This is a genomic window from Bradyrhizobium sp. CSS354 (genome assembly GCF_029051725.1).
In the GTDB taxonomy this organism is placed as follows: Bacteria; Pseudomonadota; Alphaproteobacteria; order Rhizobiales; family Xanthobacteraceae; genus Bradyrhizobium.
The window spans coordinates 618331-624766 of sequence record NZ_JAACFU010000003.1; the positions used below are offsets into that span (position 1 = coordinate 618331).

Sequence of the window (6436 nt, forward strand, 5' to 3'; positions counted from 1 at the left end):
ACTTTCCCGGCTATCCCTGCTCGGGGACAACGCGCGGCCGGGCCATCTTCCAGTCACAATATTGAGGGAACCACTCCAGCATGTGGCGGGTGCTGATTTTAGCTTTGATGACGGGCGTGGCGGCCTGTGGAATCACCGATTCCGCGCGGGCGCAGACGGCGCAACCTGCGCCCAAAACTGCACCGAAAGAGGCCGCGCCGAAATCGGCTGCGCCGGCGGCCAATACGACCGGAAAGACAGCTGCAAAGCCCGAGAGCAAGCCGACGGCCCCGCACGCGGCGGTTGCGGGCGGCGCCGAGCCAACCCTGATCGGTCAGTTCGGCACCTGGGGCGCCTATTCGGCCGCGCCCAACGGCAAAAAGGTCTGCTTCGCGCTGGCCAAGCCGTCTTCATCGAAGACCAACCCGCCGAATCGGCCGCGCGATCCTGCCTATGCCTTCGTCTCCACCCGCCCGGCGGAGAAGGTCAACAACGAAGTCTCGGTCATGATCGGCTACGCGCTGAAGCCGGGCTCTGAATCCTCGGTTGAGGTCGGCGGCGCCGCTTTCGCCATGTACTCGCAAGGTGACGGTCTCTGGATCAAGAACGCGGCCGAGGAAGAGCGGATGGTCGAGGCCATGCGCAAATCCGCCGATCTCGTGGTCAAGGGCGTCTCGTCCAAGGGCACCGAGACGACCGACACTTTTTCGCTGAAGGGCCTCGCCCAGGCGCTTGACCGGATCTCCCAGGATTGCAGGCGTTAAGGCTGCGGTCGATAAGGTCGCAATCGGCGGTTCCGGTTGCTATATAGGGCTATTCCAAAGGTACAGCCGTCATGGCCGGGCTTGTCCCGGCCATCCACGCGCTGGCTACGGGCGGACAAGAACGTGGATGCCCGGGACAAGCCCGGGCATGACGAGACAGCAGCAGCAATCTCAGGCAACCGATGACCGAGCCGCACAACGCAACACTCGTGGAGAAGACTCCGCTCGAAATCTATGTGCCGCCGGCGAAACCCTCGCTGATCGGCCTGTCGCGTACCGAGCTTGCCGATCGCCTCGGCGAGATCGGCGTTGCACCGGCGCAACGCAAGATGCGCGTGCAGCAGCTGTGGCACTGGATGTATTTCCGTGGCGCCCAGAATTTCGAAGAGATGACCTCGGTCTCGAAGGGCATTCGCGCCGAACTCGCGCAACATTTCACCGTCGACCGGCCCGAAGTCGTGGCCGAGCAGATCTCCAACGACGGCACGCGCAAATGGCTGCTGCGGCTGCCGAGCGGCGACAATGTCGAGCGCGCGCATGAAGTCGAGTGCGTCTACATCCCCGAAACCGATCGCGGCACGCTGTGTGTGTCCTCTCAGGTCGGCTGCACGCTGAACTGCTCCTTCTGTCACACCGGCACGCAGCGCCTGGTGCGCAACCTCACCGCCGGCGAGATCGTGGGTCAGGTGATGGTCGCACGCGATCGTCTGAACGATTGGGCCGATCGCGAAGACGGCACGCGTCGCGTCACCAACATCGTGATGATGGGTATGGGCGAGCCGCTCTACAATTTCGACGCGGTGCGCGACGCGCTGCTCATCGTCGGCGACAACGAAGGCGTCGGCATCTCCCGCCGCCGCATCACCCTGTCGACCTCGGGCGTGGTGCCGAACATCGTGCGTGCGGGCGAGGAGATCGGCGTGATGCTCGCGATCTCGCTGCATGCGGTGCGCGACGAACTGCGCAACGAACTGGTGCCGCTCAACCGCAAATATCCGATCAAGGAATTGCTGCAGGCCTGCCGCGACTATCCGGGCGCCTCGAACGCGCGTCGCATCACCTTCGAATATGTGATGCTCAAGGGCGTCAACGATTCGCTCGACGATGCCAAGCTGCTGGTGAAGATGCTCAAGGGCATTCACGCCAAGATCAATCTCATCCCGTTCAACCCCTGGCCCGGCACCGCCTATGAATGCTCGGACTGGGACCAGATCGAAAAATTCTCGGAGTACGTCTTCAACGCCGGCTACTCCTCGCCGGTGCGCACGCCGCGCGGCCGCGACATCCTCGCCGCCTGCGGCCAGCTCAAGTCGGAGACCGAAAAACTCTCCGCCAGGGAACGCCAGACGCTACGCGCCATGGCGATGACGGACTGAGCTGATGCGCGCACGTGCTCTCGCATCCTCGTCATTGCGAGCGCAGCGAAGCAATCCAGAGTCTTTCCGCAGAGGCAGACTGGATTGCTTCGCTACGCTCGCAATGACGGCGAGGGTGACGTCATGTCCCTGATCGGCCGCCTCATCGTCATCTTCATCGGCTTTCTGGCCGCCTGCTTCATCGGCGGCATGATCGTCGTTGTCGCGCTGTTGTTTCCGGAGTTCGCCGATCTCGGCGCCGGTCCCGTCGACCAGGGCACGATCGATATCGTGCTCGGGTTCGGCTTCATCTTCGTCTCCGGTTTTGCGCTGGTGCCGGCGGCGGTGATCGTCGCGATCACCGAGGCGCTCTACATCCGCAGCGCGCTCGCCTATGCCGTGGGCGGCGGCGTCGTGGGGCTCGCCTGCTATCTCGGCCTGGTCCCGTTTCATTCCGACACGCTGCAATTCGAAGGCATCGTGCGGCGGCACCTGGAGATCATGACCGGCGCGGGCATTGTCGCCGGTGTCGTCTACTGGCTGATCGCCGGCCGCAATGCCGGCGCTTGGCGCAATCCGCCGCTGCCGCGCAATCCGCCTCCGCCACTGCCGTCGAATTCAAGACCGGATGCGCGGTAGCTTGCGCCGTCATTCCGGGATGGTCCGAAGGACCAGACCACAGGTGCGCAATTGCGCACCGGGGAATCTCGAGATTCCGGGTTCGGTGCTGCGCACCGCCCCGGAATGACGGTCCCAAGGGTTTTCATCCCCTTCCCACTCGGCTAAACCGCGCGCCATGAACCGGACTGGACTCTTCATCGCCCTGGCGCTGTGGCTCGTGATCGGCGTCGTTTTCGGCCTCTATCCCGAGCTCGATCTCAAGCTCGCCGCGCTGTTCTTCGACCCCGCGACGAAGACGTTTCCGCTCAAGCTGAACGATTGGGCGAGCTTCGCGCGCGATGCCGCGATGTGGGTTGCGTGGGCGTTCGTGCTGCCTGCGCTGGTCGCGCTTGTGGTCAAGATGGTCCGGCCCGACCGCCCGCTGATGGTATCCGGGCGCGCGATCGTCTTCTTGCTGGTCACGATCATCATGTCGGCCGGCATCCTCACCAATCTCGCCTTCAAGACCTATTGGGGCCGGCCGCGCCCGGTGGTCGTGACGCAGTTTGCCGGCGATCAGCAATTCGTGCCGTGGTGGGATCCGCGCGGTGGCTGCGCGCGCAACTGCTCGTTCTTTTCGGGTGAGGGCGCGACCGCGTTCTGGACGCTGGCGCCCGCCGCACTGGCACCGCCGCCGTGGCGGCCGCTCGCTTATGCCGGAGCCGTGGTGTTCGGCCTCGTGACCAGCGGGCTGCGGATGGCCTTTGGCGGCCACTTCTTCACCGATGTGTCGATCGCCGGCCTCGTCACCTTCGTCGTCATCTGGTTTGCCTACGCATTGATCTACCGCTGGCCGCGGACCCGGTTTTCGGACGAGGCGGTCGATGCCGCCCTGACCCGGCTGAACATGCCCGCCTACCGGCTTCGCCAGCGCCTGTTCGGCCGCAAGACGAGTGCGGAGCCGTCCGTTTGAGCCATTAAAGGGGTGCCGAGCCCCGCGAAATTTGATATTCGCGCGGTCAACCCGTGAAACGACATCCGCCCTTCGAGACCGATTGGAAGCCCCATGACCACGATCCTGAAAAGCCTGCCCAAGGGTGAGAAAGTCGGCATCGCTTTTTCGGGCGGCCTCGACACCAGCGCGGCGCTGCTCTGGATGAAGCAGAAGGGCGCGCGCTGCTACGCCTATACCGCCAATCTCGGCCAGCCCGACGAAGCCGACTACAATGAGATTCCGCGCAAGGCGATGGAGTTCGGCGCGGAGAAAGCGCTGCTGGTCGATTGCCGCACGCAGCTCGTCCATGAAGGCATCGCCGCGATCCAGTCCGGCGCCTTCCATATCTCCACCGGCGGCATCACCTATTTCAACACCACGCCATTGGGACGCGCCGTCACCGGCACGATGCTGGTCGCGGCGATGAAGGAGGACGGCGTCAACATCTGGGGCGACGGCTCGACCTTCAAGGGCAACGACATCGAGCGCTTCTATCGCTACGGCCTGCTGACCAATCCGGGCCTGCGCATCTACAAGCCGTGGCTCGACCAGCAGTTCATCGATGAGCTCGGTGGCCGCGCCGAGATGTCTGCGTTCATGACGGCGCAGGGCTTTGCCTACAAGATGAGTGCCGAGAAGGCCTATTCGACTGACAGCAATCTGCTCGGCGCGACGCACGAGGCCAAGGATCTTGAAAGCCTCGACAGCGGCATCAAGATCGTCAACCCGATCATGGGCGTGCCGTTCTGGCGTGACGACTGCAACGTCAAGGCCGAGAAGGTCGTGGTGCGTTTCGAGGAAGGCCAGCCGGTCGCGCTGAACGGCCAGACCTTCTCTGATCCCGTCGCGCTGTTCCTCGAAGCCAACGCGATCGGCGGTCGCCACGGCCTCGGCATGAGCGACCAGATCGAGAACCGCATCATCGAGGCCAAGAGCCGCGGCATCTATGAAGCGCCCGGCATGGCGCTGCTGCACATCGCCTATGAGCGCCTCGTCACCGGCATCCACAACGAGGACACCATCGAACAGTACCGCATCAGCGGCATGCGTCTCGGCCGCCTGCTTTATCAGGGCCGCTGGTTCGATTCGCAGGCGCTGATGCTGCGCGAGACCGCGCAGCGCTGGGTCGCCCGCGCCGTCACCGGCGAAGTCTCGCTCGAGCTGCGCCGCGGCAACGACTACTCGATCCTCAACACGGAAAGCCCGAACCTCACCTATGCGCCGGAGCGGCTCAGCATGGAGAAGGTCGAGGACGCGGCGTTCACGCCGGCCGATCGCATCGGTCAGCTCACCATGCGCAACCTCGACATCAACGACACCCGCGCCAAGCTGAAGCTCTACAGCGACACGGGCCTGTTGTCGGGCAGCGAAGGCTCGCAGATCTTCCGGCTGGAGAGCGACAAGAGCTGATGCGCTCAGGGATTGCTGCCTCATTCGTCATTGCGAGCGAAGCGAAGCAATCCAGAGTCTTCCCGCAGCGATAGTCTGGATTGCTTCGTCGCTTCGCGCCTCGCAATGACGAAAACAAAAATGGCCGGGATTGCTCCCGGCCATTTTGCGTTTGTGCGTGCCGTTACCGCGGCGGCGCGGTGCCGGGCGGGGGCGGCGGCAGCGAGGCCTGGCCGCCGTTGAGCAGCGGCGTGATGTTGCGGACGGTGACGCGACGGTTGATCGCGCTCGGCCCTTGCGTCTGCTCCTTCAGGTACTGCTCGCCATAGCCCTGCGAGGTCAGGTTCTCAGCCGGCACACTGAATTGCTGTGTCAGCAATTCGGCCGCAGACTGCGCGCGACGATCCGACAATGACAAATTGTCGACGTCGTTGCCGACCGCGTCAGTGTGTCCCTCGATCAGGAACACCGCACGCGGGTTGGCTTGGATCGCCTGATTGAGACCGTCGGCGATCACTTGTAGCTTCGCCGCCTGATCCGGTGGGATCGTCCACGACCCCGTCTCGAAGGTGATCGAGTTGACGTCGATGCTGGGCATCTGCATGCGAACATTGGGGCTGTAGCGGATTTCGTCGAGCGTATAACGCCGATCGATCCGCTGCACCGGCGGTGCCCGCATGGTCTGGTAGATCACGTCAGGCGACGCCTCCTGGGCATCGACGATATAGCGGTCGTAGGGAATGTTCACGACCGGCGGCGGCGCGTCGACATAGAAGCCGCCGACCGACTGCGGATCGCGATAGCTGTTGTCGATGATGATGAGCTCGCGGCCGCGAGAATCCCTGCGAATTCGCCGCAGCAGCCGACCGTCCGGACCGACAACAGTAATGATCTCGCTGCCGTCGGGACGGATCACCACGGTGCGGGTATCGGCTCCGACAGTCTCGGTGCGGATGTCGCGGGCGCCGTAGCGGAAACGGTAGAGATCGTTGCCGCGGACGTAGGTCTGCCCACCGGGATCGCGGATGATGATGCGGTCCGGCTCGGTGTAGACGGTGCGACCGCCTTCGACGGATTCGCGCCGCTGATTGTGGAGGTCGGCGATGGTGGCTCCAATCACGGCGCCGGCCACCACGCCAGCACCGATCGCGAGCGGCGTGAGGTCACGCTGCGGCGGACGCGGTGCTGGCGGCAGCGGTGCTGCGACCGTCGGCGCGGTTCGGAAGGCCGGCGCAACCGTCGGCGGCGCGTATTGCGCCCTGTTGGGCGGAGGCGTTGCGGCCGCGGAGCCCGGGACGGTGCTCGGTGCCGCAGCGCCGGCGGGGGGAGCCGGCGGCTGGGGCGGGGCACCTGCC

General features: G+C 64.5%; 6 protein-coding genes. 5 read left to right on the top strand and 1 reads right to left on the bottom strand.

The features are described from left to right. Positions 1-80: 80 nt before the first annotated feature. From GWG67_RS09960 to argG, 5 genes are all read left to right on the top strand, one after another. Entirely contained in the window at positions 81-743 is a 663-nt protein-coding gene (locus tag GWG67_RS09960; protein WP_275169127.1) for an invasion associated locus B family protein, read from the top strand. A gap of 182 nt (positions 744-925) precedes the next feature. After that, the gene (gene rlmN / locus GWG67_RS09965; RefSeq protein WP_275169129.1) at positions 926-2119 is read left to right on the top strand and encodes a 23S rRNA (adenine(2503)-C(2))-methyltransferase RlmN; all 1194 of its coding nucleotides are present in this window, start codon (positions 926-928) and stop codon (positions 2117-2119) included. A 123-nt stretch (positions 2120-2242) separates the two neighbouring features. Further along, positions 2243-2737, top strand: a complete 495-nt coding sequence (locus tag GWG67_RS09970; RefSeq protein WP_275169157.1) for a hypothetical protein — start codon at positions 2243-2245, stop codon at positions 2735-2737. Between the two features lie 157 nt (positions 2738-2894). Further along, the gene (locus GWG67_RS09975; protein ID WP_275169131.1) at positions 2895-3671 is read left to right on the top strand and encodes a phosphatase PAP2 family protein; all 777 of its coding nucleotides are present in this window, start codon (positions 2895-2897) and stop codon (positions 3669-3671) included. A gap of 93 nt (positions 3672-3764) precedes the next feature. Continuing rightward, positions 3765-5102, top strand: a complete 1338-nt coding sequence (argG, locus tag GWG67_RS09980) for an argininosuccinate synthase (RefSeq protein ID WP_018459769.1) — start codon at positions 3765-3767, stop codon at positions 5100-5102. Positions 5103-5265: 163 nt separating this feature from the next. On the opposite strand, the gene GWG67_RS09985 is transcribed toward argG, so the two are convergent. Beyond that, the coding region (locus tag GWG67_RS09985) for an OmpA family protein (protein WP_275169132.1) at positions 5266-6436 on the bottom strand (1171 nt) is incomplete at its 5' end.